Source organism: Anaerolineales bacterium (genome assembly GCA_037382465.1).
GTDB lineage: Bacteria > Chloroflexota > Anaerolineae > Anaerolineales > E44-bin32 > WVZH01.
In genome coordinates this window covers 1-16,320 of record JARRPX010000014.1, presented here as the reverse complement: position 1 = coordinate 16,320, position 16,320 = coordinate 1, and the positions used below count along the sequence as shown (strand labels likewise).

At 60.6% G+C, this 16,320-nt stretch carries 15 protein-coding genes; 6 read left to right on the top strand and 9 right to left on the bottom strand.

Annotated features, from left to right (window positions below; all coding sequences use genetic code 11):
• The first annotated feature begins 571 nt into the window (after positions 1–571).
• Positions 572–1,297, top strand: a complete 726-nt coding sequence (locus tag P8Z34_05525; GenBank protein ID MEJ2550125.1) for a hypothetical protein — start codon at positions 572–574, stop codon at positions 1,295–1,297.
• 45 nt (positions 1,298–1,342) lie between these two features.
• Here P8Z34_05525 and P8Z34_05520 read toward each other — a convergent pair whose 3' ends face one another.
• From P8Z34_05520 to P8Z34_05500, 5 genes are all read right to left on the bottom strand, one after another.
• Positions 1,343–1,795 (bottom strand): hypothetical protein, encoded by a 453-nt coding sequence (locus P8Z34_05520; protein MEJ2550124.1) that lies wholly within the window; start codon positions 1,793–1,795, stop codon positions 1,343–1,345.
• Entirely contained in the window at positions 1,792–4,200 is a 2,409-nt protein-coding gene (locus P8Z34_05515) for a DNA polymerase domain-containing protein (protein MEJ2550123.1), read from the bottom strand. Before P8Z34_05515 ends, P8Z34_05520 begins: the two co-directional genes overlap by 4 nt.
• Positions 4,200–4,514 carry a hypothetical protein gene (locus P8Z34_05510; GenBank protein MEJ2550122.1) on the bottom strand — a complete coding sequence of 105 codons (315 nt, stop codon included), beginning with the start codon at positions 4,512–4,514 and terminating at the stop codon, positions 4,200–4,202. Before P8Z34_05510 ends, P8Z34_05515 begins: the two co-directional genes overlap by 1 nt.
• A 62-nt stretch (positions 4,515–4,576) precedes the next feature.
• Positions 4,577–5,278: a hypothetical protein gene (locus tag P8Z34_05505; protein ID MEJ2550121.1), complete on the bottom strand. Its 702-nt coding sequence runs from the start codon at positions 5,276–5,278 to the stop codon at positions 4,577–4,579.
• Between the two features lie 76 nt (positions 5,279–5,354).
• Positions 5,355–6,134, bottom strand: a complete 780-nt coding sequence (locus P8Z34_05500) for a lysophospholipid acyltransferase family protein (protein ID MEJ2550120.1) — start codon at positions 6,132–6,134, stop codon at positions 5,355–5,357.
• Here P8Z34_05500 and P8Z34_05495 point away from each other — a divergent pair.
• Positions 6,133–7,260, top strand: a complete 1,128-nt coding sequence (locus P8Z34_05495) for a hypothetical protein (protein ID MEJ2550119.1) — start codon at positions 6,133–6,135, stop codon at positions 7,258–7,260. The genes P8Z34_05500 and P8Z34_05495 overlap by 2 nt on opposite strands.
• Before the next feature lie 130 nt (positions 7,261–7,390).
• Here P8Z34_05495 and P8Z34_05490 read toward each other — a convergent pair whose 3' ends face one another.
• From P8Z34_05490 to P8Z34_05480, 3 genes are all read right to left on the bottom strand, one after another.
• A complete protein-coding gene (locus P8Z34_05490; protein ID MEJ2550118.1) occupies positions 7,391–7,951 on the bottom strand; it encodes a YIP1 family protein in 561 nt (186 codons plus the stop codon).
• Between the two features lie 136 nt (positions 7,952–8,087).
• Positions 8,088–8,891, bottom strand: coding sequence for an AAC(3) family N-acetyltransferase (locus P8Z34_05485; GenBank protein MEJ2550117.1), 804 nt, complete (start codon positions 8,889–8,891; stop codon positions 8,088–8,090).
• A 136-nt stretch (positions 8,892–9,027) separates the two neighbouring features.
• The gene (locus P8Z34_05480) at positions 9,028–9,579 is read right to left on the bottom strand and encodes a LuxR C-terminal-related transcriptional regulator (protein MEJ2550116.1); all 552 of its coding nucleotides are present in this window, start codon (positions 9,577–9,579) and stop codon (positions 9,028–9,030) included.
• Between the two features lie 284 nt (positions 9,580–9,863).
• Between P8Z34_05480 and P8Z34_05475 the strand changes: the two genes are divergently transcribed.
• The gene (locus P8Z34_05475) at positions 9,864–10,871 is read left to right on the top strand and encodes a hypothetical protein (protein ID MEJ2550115.1); all 1,008 of its coding nucleotides are present in this window, start codon (positions 9,864–9,866) and stop codon (positions 10,869–10,871) included.
• A gap of 9 nt (positions 10,872–10,880) precedes the next feature.
• Here the strand turns inward: P8Z34_05475 and P8Z34_05470 are convergent, their stop codons facing one another.
• On the bottom strand, positions 10,881–12,119 hold the full coding sequence (locus P8Z34_05470; protein ID MEJ2550114.1) for a PQQ-dependent sugar dehydrogenase: 1,239 nt from the start codon (positions 12,117–12,119) through the stop codon (positions 10,881–10,883).
• Between the two features lie 144 nt (positions 12,120–12,263).
• Here P8Z34_05470 and P8Z34_05465 point away from each other — a divergent pair, with 144 nt between their 5' ends.
• From P8Z34_05465 to P8Z34_05455, 3 genes are all read left to right on the top strand, one after another.
• On the top strand, positions 12,264–13,280 hold the full coding sequence (locus P8Z34_05465) for a 3'(2'),5'-bisphosphate nucleotidase (GenBank protein MEJ2550113.1): 1,017 nt from the start codon (positions 12,264–12,266) through the stop codon (positions 13,278–13,280).
• Positions 13,281–13,509: 229 nt separating this feature from the next.
• Positions 13,510–14,214, top strand: coding sequence for a phosphate signaling complex protein PhoU (gene phoU / locus P8Z34_05460; protein MEJ2550112.1), 705 nt, complete (start codon positions 13,510–13,512; stop codon positions 14,212–14,214).
• Between the two features lie 275 nt (positions 14,215–14,489).
• Positions 14,490–16,320 (top strand): HAD-IC family P-type ATPase (locus P8Z34_05455; protein MEJ2550111.1); only part of this gene is annotated, 1,831 nt, incomplete at its 3' end.

Here is a 16,320-nt window from a genome sequence, read left to right as displayed (position 1 = left end):
TGAACGAGAATGTGCTGCTTGCCACGTTCCGTTCTGGAGTGAGGAACACATGCAAGACCGATGCATCGCATGTCACACCGAGGTTGCAGAAGAACGCGAGATTGAGTCAAGCATGCACGGTTTTTTCGATACGTTGTATACCTGTCAGGAATGCCACATTGAACACCATGGCGCCACAGCACCGCTCACAGATTTTAAACGCGTTGTTTTTCCGCACCAGAATGTGGGGTTCTTCCTCACCGCGCATCGGGAGCTGCCGCCCGCAAGCCAACCTGAGTGTCAATCGTGCCATCCACAAAGCGTGCATGAGTTCGACGTTAATTCCTGTCGAGAATGCCACGAACAAAATGATGCCAGCGGCACACAGAAACACATCGATATCTTCCACTGGGATTGTTTAGGTTGTCACGACGGTTCCTTCCGCGTCGGCGCCGGCTTCGATCATCAGCAAGCCCTTTTTCCCCTCCAAGGCGCTCACCTCAATGTGCCCTGCGAGGCGTGTCATAAGATCGCCTCCAACATGGACGATCTGCAATCGACCCCACATGAATGCATCGAATGTCATGCCGAGATGGACGAACATGCAGGCCAAATGGGAGAAAACTGCGGGCAATGTCATTCTCCGCTAAATTGGCAAACTGTATCCGTCGACCACGACCTGACGGATTATCCCCTCGCCGGCGCACACATAAGCGTGCAGTGTTCCTCCTGCCACATCGATAAACAGTGGATCGGTTTGGACACGGCGTGTTATACCTGCCACGTTACGAAAGACGCACACGAAGGACAAAATGGAGTTCAGTGCGAAATTTGCCATCAGGAGGCGGCCTGGAGCGAGACGATTTTCGACCACGCCGACACCGACCTGCCCCTCGCTGGCGGCCACGCGGGCATTACCTGCGAGAGCTGTCATGTAGAAGTGGAATTTGCCGGCATTTCACCCGCATGTGCGGAATGCCACGTCGATCCGGAATTCCATGCCGGATATTTCGGGACCGAATGCGGCAATTGCCACAACGCAGACGCCTGGGTACCGGCGACCCACTGGCGCCCCCATGATGACTTTCCCCTCAATCATGGCGGCGGCAGTCCTTCCTGCAAGACTTGCCATCCAAGCACACTCGCCACCTACACCTGCTACGGATGCCACAGACACAATCCCGACAGACTATTCCTGGAACATAAAAGATTGACGAAGTTCCTAAAGCCGGAGGGTGGTCAAATCCAGAACTTCGACGCTTGTCACCGCTGCCATCCAACAGGCCGGCAGTGTACTGGCCGCGTCCACTGCGAGTGACCGGGCAACCCTTTCAACCAATCTTTATTCCACAAATCGGGCTCCTCATTCCTTGCTGCGGCTGAGCAACGGCCCCAATACTTCTCCCACGCTGATCAATCCCAGGCTGATGAACGGCGTCGCTCCCCAGGCGCAGCCCATGGCCAGCAGCCAGCGCTGCGGCGCTGTGGCCTCCGTAAAGATGACCAGCGAAAACAAAACGGACAACCACACGGTCAGCAGCGGAAATGCCGCCAGCGCGGTGAGCAGGAAGGCCGCCGAGCGGCGCATCTTTTGTCTACTGCTGCGCGCACGCTTGCGCGTCCAGCGCCAGATCAACACCGACCAGGCCGTCAGGCTGTAGGACATGAGCACGAAGGTGATCGCCACCCACAGACCGGGGTCGATATGCCAATCGGCAAAGGCGCCTCCCTCGCTGAAATAGCTGACGATGGCCAACACGTTGACCGTCAGGCTGATCAAACCGCTGATGACGACGAACACGCTTGAACGTTTCATGGCGATGTCCCCACTGGCCGCAGCAGCAACCGCTCGCGACTTGCGCTTAACACCGGAAGACGGGATCGGACCTGCGTGTCCTGCTCCCGAACCCCTGTACTTCGTTTCCCAACCCAGATGAAATTGCTTTGCGCCAACAACGGCATGCGGATGTCCGCGCCAGGCGGCGGCAATACCCCCGGTGGGCCCCAGTAGCCGGCGTTGGCCAACAGCCAGGTTTCCAACGTGGCCCGGTCGACACCGACGGCGGCAAAGACGCTCTCGACGGCGCGCAGCATGAGCTCGCTGTAGGCTTCCCGATCGTAGGCAATCTCGCCCTCGATGTGTTCCCAGGCGCGCGCTTTTTCCGGCCCGGGGACGAGCAAGAAGCGCAGCCGCTCGCCGGGGCTGAGTTCCACGCCCCGGTTGGCCAACTCTACGGCGACGCGGGCGGCAACCGTGCGCACGACGTATTCCTCCGGCCGGCGCGAGAGACGGTGGGTGACGACCAACTCGTTCACCGGCACGCCGCCGGCGCGCAGCCGGCGCAGGCGCCGGGCGGCGCAGGCCACCGCGGCGGGCATGGCGGCGCGGAAACCGCTGGCGTCTTCCCCCTGCGCCAGGATGTCAAGCATCTCGAGCTGGGTCTGCTTGATGTAGGGCGGCGTGTCGCGGCGGCGGGCCTCGATGCCGCGAATTTTCAACGAGCCGTCCTCGTAGGCGCCAAAGTAGCGGTTGGCCACCGTCACGCGCGGCTCGGTGCGCGAGGGCAGAAACGCCAACCAGCGGTAGACGCCCTCCAGGCCGATCTGCAGACCGGTCTCGGCGTGTATATCTTCGAGCAGCGCTTCGTAATCCGGGCGCTGCTGCGCGCCGGGTTTGTGGATCCAGAGACCATCGACGTACAGGTGCAGCACGCGAAAGCCGCGCGCCTCGACCAGCTCCTTGGTGCGCAGCAGCACCTCGCGGCCGTAGGCGTTGACCGCCTCGTGCGCCTCGATGCGCCCGAAGCGGGCGTTCTTGTAGCCCAGATAACCGAAACAGGTCACCAGGAGCCATTTGTGGGCCGAATAGCGCCGGCGGTAGGCCTCGACCCGCGGGTCGTCTCCGGGCAGCTGGCGGATGAGCGCCTTGTAGCGCTTGCGTTTCTCGAGCAGCGGCGCCAGCGTCTCCGGCACCAGGCCCTGGCGGTGGCGGCACACGCGGGTTCCCAGCTCGGGGATCTCTTCTCCGGGGCAGCACGTTGCCCCGACGGTCTCGGGCGAGATGTTGAAGTGCACCATGATGCTGGGATACATGGCGGTGAAATCGAGTTCGGCGACGTGTTCGTGCAGGCCGAGGATGGGCGTGTAGACCAGGCCGCCCTTGTCCGCCAGGCGCAGGTCGTTGCCGCTCTTGAACGTTTCGGGCTGGCGTTTCTGCCAGGGCACCATCACGCCGCGCCGCAGGGCGGTGTTGACCTGCATGGCGCTGATGCCGGTGCCGGTGGAGACGCGCGCCGTGGTTTGCACGGGCAGGTTGGTCAGGCGCGAGATTTCGAGGATACCGTCCATGCCGTAGTCATTGGAGAGGAAAGCATTCTGGCGATCGAGGTGCCAGCGGCCGAAAAGCGTGTGCTGCTCGTTGCGGAAGACCACCCGGCCGTAGGAGAAATAGGAAGAGGCCGATTTGCGCTGCACCGTTTTCGTGCGGTCGCGGTTGAGCGGCAGGGGAATGCCGTAATGCCGGGAGAGATCGAGCAAGCGCGGCAGGATGTAGTTGTCGCCGTAGGTGCTGACCAGTGCGTCGGGATCGAAGCGCTCGAGCAGATGGCGCACGCCCAGCAGCAGCTCGCGGCCCTTGCTGCGCGGGAAGCGGAACGTCTCCCCGGCGATCTCCACCAGCAAATCGCCGCGGTGGCCGCGCCCCGGGTCGCGGCTCTGGTCGACGAGCTGCAGCGTCATCACCCGCAGCGGCGGCAGACGGTAATCGATCTCCCAGGGGCTGTCCAACGCCTCGATGTGCCGGATTCGTTCCCCCTCCTGTTCGACGGCGCAGTACGCCAGCGGGAAAACGTCGCGCGCCAAAGCGTAACGCTGCGGCAGCGAGATGTCGGCGTCGTAATAGGTCAGGTCGGGACGAAACTCAGCCGTTTGAAGAAACAGGCGCCGCAACAACCCGGGGATGCGCACGCCGACCTCGAGCACCTCCACGGCGCGATCGAGGAACAGATCCAGGCGCTCCGTGCGCCGCAGGGTCACCGGCGCGCGCTGCCCGCGCAGCATGCGGCAGACGGCGCGCAGTTCCTGCCGCGGCCCGCGCACGTAGAAGCAGGGCGTGAACGTGTCGCGCAGCAAGTGAGCGCGGCCGTCCTCGTCGAGCAGCCACACGGCCATGCCCTCCGCGGCGGGATAGATGTCGAAGATCCAGCCGAAAGCGGGTACCATCAACCCTCCCGGTCGGGCGCGCCCAGCCGCCGCCCCGCACCGGCCTGCAGCGCCTCGACGAGATTCTCGAGGTGCTCGAGGCGCCCTTCGAGCTGCAGCACCTGTTTGTGCTCCTCGACCAGCATGGCCAGAAGCATCACCTCGAAGGGCAGCAGGTGGGAAGCGTAGGCCGCGGCGGCCAGGTGATGGCGCGAAGCAGCGAGCAGGTCGTCGAGCGCGTGCTGATCCTCGATGCGCAGCGCGCGGCGAAAACGGGACAACGATTGCTGTTCGTGGAGGAACGCCTGTGTAATGGATGGAAGAGTTCGGCCCATGATCTACCTCACAATGAATCGGGAACGCGGAACCGGGCAAAGCAGACGCAGCCCGATTCCCATCAGAGTAACCTCGGCTGCCGTTCGAGCCCCGCTTCCGGCGCACGCAGCAGCCAGGCGATGTCGGCGGCGGTTTGCAACTGATCCAAAAAAGCCCAACGTTCTTTCACCAGCTCGCGCGGCTCGCGCGCCCCAACGATCACCGGGCTGACCGTCGCCAGACGCTTCAGATGGGAAATAGTGATCTCCAGCAGGCGTTCGCTGTCCCGCAGCGGCACGTTCTGGTCGTAGAAGGTGGTAAGCAGATCGAGGACGAAGATCGGCTCCGGTCCGGTCGGCGTTTTTTCGATGCGCTCGGCCAGTTGAAAGCAGGTGAAGGCGCGCGAGAGACGGATGCGCTCCAGCGCGGCGTAGGGGTGTTTGCACATGCGCCGCGCCAGCCTGGCGACGAAGTAACCGTCGAAACGGTTGCCCCCGTCGAAAACGCGCAGAGTCTGGCCCCGGACGGCCAGGGCGGTGAGCATGGTCAGGAGCGCCCGCGTGGGCGTGTGCGCGCCCCAGAACAGGGCGACGCGCGGCTGCATCAGCGCCTCGAGCAGCGCCGGGTCGCCGGCCGGTAACGGTAGTTGTGCGGACGCAAAAGGGTCACTCCCGTGATGCATGCAGATCCTCCTGATGGTGTGTGATTGTTCCATGAATAGAACGTTTGTTCTATATTTTAAACACAGTGCGGGAAAATGCCATCCCGCCTGGGGTGTAACCAAGAGGGGGATATTGAATCACGCCCAGGGGGGAGGGGTGAATTTCAGGGGGATTGCGCGCCTCAAGGCGCAGAAGCGCTTATTCGGCTTCCTGCGCTTGCGGAGCAGCTTCGCCGAGCAGTTCTTTGAGACGGGGATAATTGGCGTACACGCCGCGATAGGAAGGGGGCAGCAGGGCGGCGATGCGGCACATGATCTCATCGGTGTTGCGACGCAGGTCGGCGGCGCGAGTCGCTTCGTTCAGCGGGGGCAAACGGAAAGGTTTGCCGATGCGCACACCGACACGGGGACGACGCAGGCGCAGCAAGGTGCGCAGGGCTTTGTCGGTGCCCACGACGGCCGTAGGGACGATGGGGACGTTCGCTTCGTGCGCCAGGTAGGCAGTGCCGGTCTTGCCGCGCGCCAAAGCGCCCGTTTTGCTGCGCGTCCCTTCCGGGGCGATTCCGAACACGTAGCCATTCCGCAGCCGGTCCACGGCGGCGGAGAGCGCCTGACGATCCACCTTGCCGCGTTGGATGAAAACGCCGCCGTGCAGGCTCACGAAGGGTCCGAAGAGCGGGTGATGCTCGTATTTCTCCGCGGCCCAGCCGGTAATTCGCGGCACTTTGAGGGCCGTGAAGAGCAATGGGGCGTCGAAGTAGCTGAGATGATTGGCCACGACGATGTACGGCGGGGAGCCGGGCAGATTGTCGATTCCGTCGAACGTGCGCCGCGTGAGCAGCCGAAAGAGGGTGTTGAAAACCCAGCGGGTAAAAGGAAATTGCAGGTGAGGCCTCGAAATTCTGGACACTGCCTGATTGTAGTTGCTTTTCGGCGATGCTACAATCCATTGGGGAGATCTGATTCGGGAGGTCGCCATGATTGGCATCGAGCAAGTGGATACCCGCGACAAGCGGCAGGTGCGGGATTTCATCGACTTTCCTTTCCGGCTGTATGCCGGGCATCCACTGTGGGTGCCGCCGATCCGCATCGACGTCGCCACGCGCATGAACAGCAGCAAGCACCCATTCTACGAACACTCGGACGCTGAGTTTTTTGTCGCCAAAACGGGCGGTGAAATCGTGGGGCGGATTACGCTGTTGGAAAACAAACCCTACAACCGCTACCACGATAAAAAACAAGCGCAGTTCTACTACTTCGAATCCCAGGGCGACCTGGAGATTGCCCGGGCGCTGTTCGAACGCGCCGCCACCTGGGCGCGTGAACGAGGGCTTGATCAACTCGTGGGACCGAAGGGTTTCGGTCCGCTCGACGGCTACGGCATGCTGGTCGAAGGATTCGAACACCGTCCGGCGATGACGATGATGAACTACAACCCGCCCTATTACCCGAAATTCATGGACGAATTGGGCTTCCGCAAGGAAGTCGATTTTGTATCCTGTTACCTGGGAGCCGGCAAATTTGGTTTGCCGGCGCGCGTGCACCGCATCGCCGAACGGGCCGCCAAGCGCAGCGGGTTGGCCGTCAAGCGCTTCCGCAGCAAGCGCGAACTGCGCCAGTGGGCGCCGCGGATCGGAAAAACGTATAACGACACGTTTGTCAACAATTGGGAATACTATCCACTGAGTGACAACGAGATCGACTACGTGTTGAACGAGATCCTGACCGTCGCCGACCCGCGCCTGATCAAGATCATCGTGCACGGGGAACTCGTCGTCGGATTCCTCTTTGGCTTCGCGGACGTCTCGGCGGCCATCCAGCGCAGTAAAGGACGTTTGCTGCCCTTCGGGATCTTCGACATCCTCATCGAAATGAAACGTACCAAGTGGATCGCCTTGAACGGCGCCGGCGTCTTACCGGAGTATCACGGACGCGGCGGGAATGCCTTGCTCTACTCCGAAATCGAGAAGACCATTCGTGAGTTCGGCTTCCAGCATGCAGACCTGACCCAGGTGGCCGAGTCCGCGGTGCAGATGCGTAAGGACCTGGAAAACGTGGGCGGTATTCCTTACAAGAATCACCGGGTTTATATCCGCGATCTTTAAAATTGACGTTATGCCTCTTTATATGACTGCGTGCTGCATTCCAGCAGCACGCAGTTGATTCCCCATAGGGTCTTCTTGGAAACCAAATGGAGTTTGCCGATCAACTCCTCGATAAATGGAATGGGCTCGGTTAACTCACCACAGCGCGAGCAGCAACACCCAGAAGGCCAAGGATGGCGCCAGTGATGAAGGTGAACACGAAGATGATGATCCAACCGATCACCACGGTGACCGCGGTTTGGACCCATTCCAGATCCAGGGCTTCCTTTGCCGCCACGAGCCAGGCAGCCAGTCCGAGGATCGCAGTCGCTAACTGAACCAGTCCTGTAACACAGGTAAGAATTCCCAGGGCGTGGAAAATTCCAAGTACACCTACGATTTGCCACACATAAGCCAGACCGAGCGTGCGCACCAATTCGTCGAACGTTACCTCGGCGTAGAAAACCGTGCGGCCTACCCAATCGATCACCCAGGCAGCGATGGCGAAGCCAACGACAGAGATGATCGTACCAACCACTGCAGCAACCAACCACTTGAATATGTTGCTCTGTGCGTGGGATGCGATGTTGACGAGGAAAGAAACGACCGCAACGATCGTCCAGGCCGTTGTGGTGAAGGTCGTATCACTCTCGACTTCGGCGTAAACGCCTTTGCGAAATGTGAACGCGCCGATAATCCGATCCGTAAGCATGTTTTCCTCCGTGTGATTTTACGCTGAAATGAATCCGGTTTTCTTGTCTCGGTAGTAAAAACCCCAAAGCGGAGCTTTGGTTTCCTGTATTCTACGCCGATCCCATCCGACCGCAACCGATGTGCGTGCGGTCGATTCAGGCGCGACCCCGCAGCCACTGCAGGGCAAAGTCAACGGCCTTGCGCTGTGAAAATAGCAGGGAAACTGCCGAGCCCACCTTGCCCTCGAGCACGCTGCCGGCCGCCTCGAAATCCGCACCGATCTGCCCGAACGGATCATCGTCGATTTCGATGTCGTCGAATTCCTTCCAGACGCGCCGGCCGTTCTCGATGATCGGCGCACCCTGCCGTGAGGGCTTGGGGTTGGGCAAGCGATACTCAGCGAGGTGAAACGAGGTATTGCTGTCGTAGCCTACGCCCAGGAGCAGCACCCGGCCGTCGAGATCGTAAACACGCGCAAGCGGTGATGTCTCCCCCATCTCGTAATCCAGGAGATGGTTTTCCGTCACGAAGGCGGCCTGCGAGCCCCAGGCGGCAAACGATGTCGCCGGATGGGCGCTGCGCCGTACGCCGGGCCACGTGCGAAAAACCTCGACGATGCGCCCCATCCCCCGCGTGGGCGTCGTGCGCGGATCGTATGCGGGCATGGTCTGGCGAATCGTCGGCCACCAGCTTTCGGGGACGGGCGGGTTCTTCCACAGGGCAGGATCGCTGAGGTCGCCGGAATGTGTGGGCATCACCAGCGTGCCGTCGGGCGTGATCGCGTCCATCAACGCCTGGACCACAGCGACCGGACCGCCGCAGACCCAACCCAACGCATGCAGCGAACTGTGCACCAGAACGGTCGTGCCCGCCCGAAGACCCAGGCGGCGCAGGTCGTCCGCCAGGGACGCTCGCGTGCGCGGCCCGGGAGTCGCCTCGATCAGCTTACCTTCACGCATATGTACACTCCTTCGTGTTGCAGTCCTGTATTATAACCGTGAGGCGAGTGCGCATCTGCTTCAACAGCGCGGTCTGCGCTTTCCCCCTCGATTTCTTCTTGTCCGTTCCGGGCGGACGAAGGTCGGCGGATCGCGCTCAGCGCTCCCACCAGCGCACGCCCAGATCGACGAAGAGCAGGCGCAGATCGGCCTTGCTGTTCACGCTGAACTTATCCAGCACGTGACGCATGTGCGTCTTGACGGTTTCGGGCGAGATCACCAGATCCTCGGCGATTTGGCGATTGGTGTGGCCTTGCGCCGTGAGCCAGGCGATTTCCTGCTCGCGCGGCGTGAGTGTGCCCAGCGCGGCTTCCGCCCGGGTGCGGAACGCTTCCTGCTCGAGGCCGCGCACGAGCAGGTCGCCCACCAACGTCTCCGGGGTGACGTCCTGCAGGCGCGCCGCCAACCACAATTGGGTAGAGAGTTCGCTGTCCGTCTCGAAAATCAGGTGCCCGTTACTCGAAGCCTGCCGCGATATCGGCCGGTTGCTTTTCCCGGCGTCTTTTTGAAGGTCGGATGCCGCCGCATGCTTGTCTTCTCCGCCCCAAACCGCCGACCGCTCGGCGACCCGGTATCGCTCGCGCCGCGCCGAGGCAGGCTCGAGGAAACTGCGAATTCGTTCCGGCCGCAACCAACGATGAAACCACACGAAATACCTCCCGCTACCAGGCCGATGGGTCGTGAAGTTCCGCAAAGCGCACTGGTATTCTGATTATATAGAACAAATGTTCTACCGTCAAATGGTTCCTTTGGGGGAAAGCGAAGGGCGCATGCGATAATCGGGCTCGCATTCATGCGCCGGCTTGACGCTTGGCGTGCGATTCACCTACGTCAAGTAGACCGAGGCGGCAATCCCTGTTACACTGGCCTGCACGGAACGTCGAAATCCGCTTCGCGCCTTGAACCGCTTCAGGGAGCCGATCGAGGGAGAGCATGTCCGGCAGACAAGATCAAACCGATTCGCACAGATCGCCCGGCGGCGCAAATGACGCCGGCCGCACCCCGCGGCTGGTCGCCACCCTGGTGCTCGTTCCCAGCGTGCCGATGTTGATCGTCTCCATCGCCGCACTGGCGCTCTTCTACCTGGCGCCAACGCGTTTCGGCAATCTGATCGACCGCCTGCCCGGAGAAACGTTCATCCGCACGGCGCTGGTCTTCGCACCGGCCACGTTGTTCGCCATCGTCGTCCTGGCCGCGCTCTACGCCGTCGAGAAACCCGGCGGCGCGCAGGAAGCCGCGCGGGGTGAAACCGTTCCGGCTCGCCCGCGCGCCGCGACGAGCCGGGCCAGCCTCGCGCTCGGCGGGCAGCGGATCGCCCGCAGCGCCGTGGCGCTGCTCGTGCCCGCACTGTTGTTTTCGGTGGGTCTTTGGGCGCTTTCCTTCGTGTCGCCGGGGCGGTTCGATCGCTTGATCGAACCCCTGCCGGGAGATCGCTTCTTGCGGCCGCTCGTCGGCGTGGCGCCAATCGTGTTGTTCGTACTTACTTTGGCTGCCCTGCTGTTCGCCTTCGGTCGCGATGAACGCAAGTGGCTGGAAAATGCACAGGAGCGTATCGTGCGCATCATCGTGCGCGCCGTCCTCGTCCTGGCCGTGCCCGCCTTCTTACTCACTTTGGGCGCTTTGATGCTGCTGATTTTCTCGCCCACGAACGTCGCTCGAGTCATCGAGCGGCTGCCGTATGAAGAATTCCTGCGGCTCGCGCTGGCGTTTGCTCCGGCCGTTCTGTTGGCTACGGTGATACTTGCGGTGCTTTTCCTGCGGCGCTCGCAGCGGGAATTGGTTGAAGGGTTGAAAGAGACGGCCAAACGGCAGCTCGCTGCACCGGAAATCCAATCCCTGCGCGCCCGCATTGCGCCGTGGATTCTGGTAGCCGGGCTGACGCTGACGACGACCCTGGGTTTGGGCTTACTGGGCGCTGGGGTCTATTTGCTGCTCAAATAAGTTCCCCCATTAATTTCCGGGTGCGCGTTCCAGACGATAGACGACGCCGTTGAGATCGACGAGGTAGACGCCGCCGCTCGCATCTTCTCCGAAGGCGCTGATCACAAACCCCGTGCCCCGGAAAAGGATGTCGTCCATCCAATTCCCGTCTGCGGTATGCAGCAGACCCCAGATCAGTCCCGTGCAGTAGTCGCCATACAGGTAGACGCCGTTCCACTCCGGGAGCGCGGGGTCGTGCACGACGACGCCGCCGGTAATCGAACAACCCAATGTGTGATCGTATTCCGCGACGGGATCCGTGAGGCCCTCTCCCGTCTGTCCCTCGAAGGGATGCATTCCCTCGCGAATGTTCCATCCATAGTTGACGCCGCTCGGACTACCCGCCGGCCAGAAGTCCACTTCCTCATAGGTTCCCTGGCCAACGTCGGCGATGTATAGATCCCCGCTCACCCGATCGAAGGCGAAGCGCCAGGGGTTGCGCAGACCATAAGCCCAGATCTCGGCTCTCCCGCCGGTCTGGAAAGGATTGTCCGGCGGGATGGCGTAGGGATCACCTCCGAGCACGTCGATGCGCAGCATCTTGCCGAGCAGGGAGTCGAGATTTTGAGCGTTCCTTTGCGGATCGCCCCCCGAGCCGCCGTCACCCGTCCCGATATACAAACAGCCGTCCGGCCCGAAGACGATGCCGCCGCCGTTGTGGTTATTGTAAGGCTGCTGGATGCCGAGGATCAAACGTTCGCTGCTTGGGTCAGCGAGGTTCGGATCGCCGGAGACGGAAAATCCGGCAATTACGGTGTTTCCGCTGTTGCCGGTATAGTCGACGTAAAACTCTCCAGTCTCCCGGAAGTCGGGCGCGAATGCTAACCCCAATAGACCCCGTTCGTTGGCGTCCCTGCCAACGCGGTCCTGGATATCGAGAAAGGGCTTGTCGAGAAGGGCTCCGTCTTCCATGATCCAAATCACACCACGCTGCTCGACGATGAAAATCCGCCCGTCTCCCGCATTCTGCAGGTCAAGCGGTCGAATTAATCCAGCGACGACTTTCGTCCAACGATAGCCCGACGCGTCCGGCAAGGTTTGCACGGATTGCATTGATTCTGTTACAGTGGCGGGCATCGTTTCCGTTGGAACGGATTCCGGCGTCGGGGGAACCTGATTAGGGATCGACTCGGTCGCGGATGGGGATGCGGTTGAGGCGGAACATCCTACCAACAACAAGAATACCGGCACGATCCAGAATCTGCGCATGTCCACTCCTCCCTCGATGGAAAAATTGTACCGCGCGGACATGCTTCGCAGTCCGGCCGGTGGAAGATCGAGTACAATGAAGCGATGCCGGTCCGGATCACCGTGATGGAGGATGTCTACGGTAATCCAGATCAAGGAGAATGTATGTTCAACGCATATAAAGCGGAAGCCGAATTTGCCGTCAGCGCCGTAGAGACCGCCGCACGCCTCTGCCGCCGGATACAGGCAGAAATGGTGACGGCCGCCCTTTCCAAAGCGGATCACTCACCGGTCACGGTGGCCGACTTCGCCTCGCAGGCCGTCGTCGCCCACATGTTTCAGGAAACATTCGAGCAGGAAACGCTCGTGGGCGAGGAAAACAGCGCCGTCCTGCGTGAACCCGATGCTGAGAAGACGCTATCTGCGGTGACCGCTTTTGTGTCATCAGTGCGACCTGAAGCGACGGACGACCTCGTCTGTTCCTGGATCGATTTCGGCGCAAGGGAACCTGCGCAGCGCTTCTGGACCCTCGACCCGATCGACGGCACAAAAGGTTTCCTGCGCGGCGACCAGTACGTCGTGGCGCTGGCGTTGATCGTCGACGGTCGAGTAATGGTTGGCGCCCTGGGTTGTCCCAACCTGGACGCCGATCTTGCCCCGGATATCGGCGGATTGGGGAGTGTGGCGGTTGCCGTGCGCGGCAAGGGCGCATACGCACGCGGCATTGAAGGCGAATCGTTCAAACGTTTGCAGGTGTCCCAGATCGACGACCCGGCCCAGGCGCGGATTTTGCGTTCCTATGAATCGAGTCACACCGATCAGGATAAGATGAACGAATTGGTAGATGTCTTGGGTGTGCAGAAAGCTCCGCTGCGCCTGGATAGCCAGGCAAAATACGCCGTCCTCGCAGCCGGCGGAGGGGAGCTGCTCTTTCGTCTGCTTTCACCCAAAATGCCGCAGTACACGGAATACATTTGGGACCAGGCCGCGGGCTCACTGATCGTGGAGGAGGCGGGCGGGAAAGTCAGCGATCTACGCGGCGAACCGCTCGACTTCGGCCAGGGGCGGCGATTGAAAAAGAACATCGGCGTGTTGGTCTCCAACGGACGTCTTCATCAAGCGGGATTACGGGCGCTGCACTCCATCGGGGTGGACCACCGTCCGCAGACTGCTGAAAACTAGGAATTTGGGAAAGATCCCCTCATCGTTGGCGATATTTTTCCCACGAGGATGCATTCCCCGTCGAACAACACCATCCGGCTTAGGCGATCCGTTGCATCACCTGTATAATGGTATGTAAATTTAACCCATTTTATGATCGGCGCAGGCAGAGTTTCACGCCGCCGGACTGGCATTCGATGGGTCACGACTTTTACCGAGAATGCGTCTTGAATCGGGAGAAATGCGGCACATGACATCGAAAGACACAAGCCCATCCGCGAGAGCGATTTTCGATCGTGATTTAGAGGATTTGCGCGAGAACGTATCCCAGATGGCCGAATTACTGAACTCGGCCATTGGGGGGTCCCTGAGGGCATTGCGTGAGGGAAACGTAGAACTCGGCGAGGAAATCATCAAGGGGGATTTGACCATAAATGAGATGCGTTACAGAATCGAGAATGCCTGTCTTCACATGATCGCCACCCAGCAACCCGCCGCCGGCGATCTGCGCGCCATCGTTGCGGGGATGAATCTCGCAGGCGACATGGAACGCATGGGAGATTACGCCGCCGGGATCGCCAAAGTGTTTCTTCGTATGGAAGAGAAATGCGCAGGTGACTTGCCGCCCAGTCTGGACGAAATGGCAGAACTCGTGTTCAGCATGCTCAAACGGGCCATCAAAGCCTACCAGGAAGCGGACGATGAACTGGCGTACAAAGTTGCTTCGATCGACACGCAAATCGATGAACTTTACCACGCGCTTTATTCCGATCTGGTCGAACGCATAACCCATCATCCCGAGAAAACGACCGACTGCCTCTATCTGATGTTCATCGGACACAACCTCGAACGCTTTGCCGATCGCGCCACGAATTTGGCCGAGCACGTCATCTTCATGACCAGCGGAAAAATCCAGGAATTGAATCCGGAGGACGGCCTCTCAGAGGCAAATTAATCAACGCAATGCCGGACGAGCATTGAACTGAGTCGAAGCATAATTGGAGATCAGTACTGCAAGCGGAGCTGGTCTCCTGATATTTATCCCTACACGATTATCGGGTCGAAGGCGGCAGGATAACCCCACGGTTCAGATGACGAAGTTTGATCCGATACTGAATCTGCGTCCGTCTTTTGGGAAGGAATTGTCAGATTGGCAGGAAAGGCCGCATGCTATAATCCACTTGCTGGGGCAAGCGCCCCAGACTTTCACGTAAGGAGCTGCTCGAATCCGTGAGCGAGGAATCACCCGAACTACCCGTCAGTCCCGGCCAGCATGCCGATAGAGAGAAAGTCTGGCACGCCCTGGAAGCCGACGAGGTCGTCCACGCGCTGGAAACTTCCCCGAAAAGCGGGTTGACTTCGGAAGAAGCGAAGCAGCGGCTCGAAGAGTACGGTCCCAACGAACTCAGCGAACAACCCGGGACGACCTTGTGGCAGATGGCCCTGGAGCAATTCAATAATTTCATCGTCATCATACTGCTCGTCGCAGTGGTCATATCTGCGCTGCTTGGCGATTACATCGAAGCGGCGGCCATCCTGATCATTGTTATTCTCAATGCCTTGCTCGGTATCGTTCAGGAGCGGCGCGCGGAGGAAGCGCTTGCTGCGCTGCGGCGTTTGGCGGCACCGGAAGCGCACGTGATCCGGGACGGTCATCACCAGACCGTATCCGCTCGCGAGCTGGTGCCGGGCGACGTCGTCCTGTTGGACAGTGGGAACTATGTGCCCGCAGACCTGCGTCTGGTCGAGACCGTCAATCTGAAGATCGAAGAAGCTGCACTTACCGGCGAATCCGTCCCGGTTCAGAAGGACGCGCGCGTAGTATTGACCATGGATGTTTCCCTGGGAGATCGCCGCAACACGGCGTTCAGCGGAACCCTGGTCTCCTACGGCCGCGGCCGCGGCATCGTGGTCAACACCGGCATGCGTACCCAGCTTGGCATGATCGCCGCCATGCTGCAAGCGGTTAAAGAGGAACCCACGCCCCTGCAGCGCCGGCTGGATCAACTCGGCAAAGTGCTGGGTTGGGCTGCCCTGGTCATTTGCGGCATCGTGTTTGCCGTCGGGTGGATGCGAGGTGTAGATCCGCTGGAAATGTTCCTCGTAGCGGTCAGTTTGGCGGTCGCGGCCGTTCCCGAGGGACTTCCGGCCGTGGTTACCATCACGCTGGCCTTGGGCATGCGCGAGATGATCGCGAAGCATGCCTTGATTCGCAAACTCTCCTCCGTCGAAACGCTGGGATCCACGACGGTCATCTGCTCCGACAAGACGGGCACACTGACACAGAATCAAATGACGGTCACACGCCTGTGGGTCGACGGCGTGAACTTCGGGATCACGGGCGGTGGGTACGAACCTGTTGGAGATTTCATCGTCGATGGCAAGACGGTTGCTCTCAAGGATTACCCGGCCTCCACGACCGCGCTTTGGGTCGGAGCGCTGGCGAACGACGCGCAGGTAGAAATCGCCGAAGACGAAAACGGGGTGACCGCACCTCGCATCGTGGGTGATCCCACGGAAGCGGCGCTGGTCGTTGCAGCCGCAAAAGCCGGTGCGGATCGCGACAAACTCGAAAGAGCGTACCCGCGCATCGAAGAAATCCCCTTCGACTCGACGCGCAAGCGCATGACCACGGTACATCGAATCCAGGAACCCCGCCCGGATGACGCAAGCCCGTTTTACGATGACAGACTGCAGGAATGGGAAGTCGCGGCGATCAAAGGCGCCCCCGATGTGGTGCTCGATCTATGTACGCAATATCAAAACATCGACGATCAATCCATGCCCTTGACCGACGAGGTGCGGGCGCGCATCCTGCAGGCGAATGAAACCATGGCACAGCAAGCGCTGCGGGTTTTGGCAGTGGCCTACCGGGTGGAACAGGACGTGGCGGTCGATGTTACGCCGGAAGAAGTGGAGCGCGATTTTATCTTCGTGGGGTTGATGGGCATGATCGATCCGCCGCGTATGGAAGTGCGCCCCGCAATTCAAAAAGCACGCCAGGCCGGAATCCGCACCGTGATGATCACCGGGGATTATCCCGATACGGCGCGCGCCATTG